3 protein-coding genes and 1 pseudogene are annotated in these 2692 nt (G+C 61.8%); 3 read left to right on the forward strand and 1 reads right to left on the reverse strand.

What is annotated here, in order from left to right:
• Nucleotides 1–150: 150 nt before the first annotated feature.
• Nucleotides 151–524 (forward strand): annotated as a pseudogene (locus AC5RWX_RS32150) (recombinase family protein); the annotation flags it as partial.
• Nucleotides 525–540: 16 nt separating this feature from the next.
• On the opposite strand, the gene AC5RWX_RS32155 reads toward AC5RWX_RS32150, so the two are convergent.
• Nucleotides 541–1386 carry an EamA family transporter gene (locus AC5RWX_RS32155; protein ID WP_494100233.1) on the reverse strand — a complete coding sequence of 282 codons (846 nt, stop codon included), beginning with the start codon at nucleotides 1384–1386 and terminating at the stop codon, nucleotides 541–543.
• An 86-nt stretch (nucleotides 1387–1472) separates the two neighbouring features.
• Between AC5RWX_RS32155 and AC5RWX_RS32160 the strand changes: the two genes are divergently transcribed.
• Both AC5RWX_RS32160 and AC5RWX_RS32165 read left to right on the forward strand, forming a co-directional pair.
• Entirely contained in the window at nucleotides 1473–2363 is an 891-nt protein-coding gene (locus tag AC5RWX_RS32160) for a LysR family transcriptional regulator (protein WP_494100234.1), read from the forward strand.
• Nucleotides 2364–2491: 128 nt separating this feature from the next.
• Nucleotides 2492–2692, forward strand: a 201-nt coding sequence (locus tag AC5RWX_RS32165) for a hypothetical protein (protein ID WP_494100235.1), incomplete at its 3' end; no start/stop codon positions are given.

Consider the following 2692-nt stretch of genomic DNA (forward strand, 5'->3'; position numbering starts at 1 on the left):
GCCTAGGCTCCATCGTCCCCGTCGCTGAGGAGGCCGGAACAGCGCCGGCACCGCTAGCCAACACCTTGAGCCTGACCCTGAACGTGCAGCCTGACCAGCCCGGCGCAGATGCCGCAGATGTTGCCAGGGCAATCGACGGGCAATACAAGCTCCGCCAGGCCTGAACACACGCAAATGCTGCGATTCGCCCGCGATGGGGACACCATAACGGTGCACAGCATGGATCGGTTTGGCCCGCAGCCTTGATGACCTGCGTGCTCTGATTCAGGGCCTGACCCGCACAGTCGTGCGGGTGGAGTTCGTCAAGGAGACCTGGTGTTGCCGGCGAGGACTCCCCCATGGCCAACCTCATGCTCTCCGTCATGGGGCCTTCGCCGAACTCGAACGTCCCTCATCAGGGAACGCCAGCGGGAGGGCATCGCCCTGCCAAGCAGCGCGGCGTCTACAAAGGACGGAAAAAGACTTTCATACCCGGACGGGCGGCCGAGCTGGTTCAGCGCGCCGACAGCGCGGTTCGAAAGGTGCAGTGACAGCTGCCCTTCAGCGCGGAAGGCGCAGCGCGAAGGCGTTAGCGCCGACAATGAGGACTATCCCGGCCCATTCCACGACGCCCAGTTCCTCATCGAGTGCGATGGCTCCGATGGCCGCCGCGAACACAGGATTGATGCTCATGAGTACGCCAAAGATGTTGGCGGGGACGCTGCGCAGCGCTACCAGGTCCGCAATATAGGGCACGACGGACGCCAGGAGTCCGGCGATGATGGCGGAAAGGACCGTTGCGGTGTCGGGCGTTTGAGTGATGAAGATGGTGAGCCCGATGGGGAGGAACAGCGCGGCTGACACTCCCGTTGCGGTGGCAGTTCCCTGGACGCCCGGTATCCGGTTACCTACCGTTTTGTTCAGCAGGATGTACGCAGCCCAGCTCGATGCCGCGATCAGAGCAAGACCGATTCCGGCGTAGTCTGTGGAAGCCTCGGGCTGTGTGATGGCAACAACACCCGCGCCAGCAATGGCAGCACAGAACATACTGCCTTTATTTCTGGTTGTGGCCAAGGCAACTGCCAGAGGCCCAAGGAATTCCAGCGTCACAGCCAGTCCCAGACCGATCCGCTCGATAGCGGCGTAAAGCGAAAGGTTCATCGTTCCGAAGACGAAGGCGAGCAGAAGTATCGGCCACCACTGGGAAAGCGTGAAGTCCCGGACTCTTGGCCGGACCAGCGGCAAAAGTACCGCGGCAGCAACTAGCTGACGAACTGCAACAACGCCGACGGGACCCACTGCCGGGAAGGCCATCGATCCGCTGGCCGCACCCAATTGGTTTGAGAGGGCACTTGCTACGAGCGTGGCGGTAGCCCGCCCCTGACGCCCTTTCCCTGCTTTATCCATAAATGGATTCTCCGCAAGGCCCGCACTCCCCCATAATGCATAAAAGCGCCGACTAATGCAGATCCTGCATGAATAGACTGGTGACCATGGACTTCGAGATGCGTCACCTGAGATCTTTCCTCAGGGTTACCGAGGCTGGGACGTTCACCGACGCGGCCATTGAGCTGGGTATTTCCCAGGCCGCCGTTTCCCGGAATGTCGCTGCTCTTGAACGGGCGTTGGGAGTCCGGTTGCTGGTGCGGACCACCCGCAGCGTGGAGCTCACTCCCGCAGGGAAGCGCTTGATAGGTCGCGCCCGACATGCCCTCTCTGCGCTGGAGGATCTCCAGCGGGAAGCGTCCTCCTCCAAGAGCACCGTAAGGATCGGATATGCGTGGTCTGCCCTGGGCAGACACACCCCTGAGTTCCAACGCCGATGGGCCGCAGCCTTCCCCGACAATGACCTGCTGCTCATCAGGACAAACACCCCTACCGCAGGACTGGCCGAAGGAACAACCGATCTTGCAATCCTGCGCCGCACCCCGGAACCAGGAACCCTCGACTTCGTCCTCACCGGGTACGAGAAGCGCTACTGCGCAATGGCAATCGATGACCCCTTGGCAACCAAACGAACTGTCACGCTCGCCCAAGTCAGAGATGCCCCGTTGGCTATTGATCTACGTACCGGAAGCACCCGCCTGGACCTCTGGCCCGAAGGAAAGCAACCCGTTCAGACGGTAATCACCAATGACGTGGACGATTGGCTAACGGTCATCGGCAGCGGCAAGGCCCGTGGCATAACTGCCGAATCCACCGCCCACCAATACCGAAGGGCCGGTCTGGTCTACCGGCTCGTCCGAGACGCGCCGCCAGTCCCCGTCTACGTAGCTTGGTCGAAAACTGACCCTCCAGCCCTCCGAACCGAGGCGGCCGACCTCATTCGGAGCCTATACAAAGCGCTAGAAATAACGCACGGGGCGGGGAACTTGTCCGGATAGAGCACAGCTCCAGGGTGTTCACACGCATATGCCCGACCCGCTGTCCGGCCTCCGTTCCTCCAGCCCTTCGTCCGTGAGGTTAAGTTCTAGACGCACTCGTTCTACTCGGCATCGGGATAGCTCAACTGGTGCTCCTGTCCCCGGCGGCGCCTGCTGTTGCTGCTCTCATTGCCGCTGTCTTCGCGGGCTTGGGTCTCTTCCGGTTCCCGCCGCCGCTCTGGCTCGCGACCACGCAGGCGGAAGCGCCGACCGCGGATCAACCAGAAGCAGGCGCAGAAGCACGAAAACCCAACTGTAGGAGCGTGCCCAACAACTGCAACATCTGGCAA

The organism is Arthrobacter sp. SPT-J7, from assembly GCF_059089965.1.

What these genes read in the sequence shown, in the direction of transcription:
- AC5RWX_RS32155 (WP_494100233.1), bottom strand. Translation starts at nt 1,386, where the DNA reads ATGGATAAAGCAGGGAAAGGGCGTCAGGGGCGGGCTACCGCCACGCTC.
- AC5RWX_RS32160 (WP_494100234.1), top strand. Translation starts at nt 1,473, where the DNA reads ATGGACTTCGAGATGCGTCACCTGAGATCTTTCCTCAGGGTTACCGAG.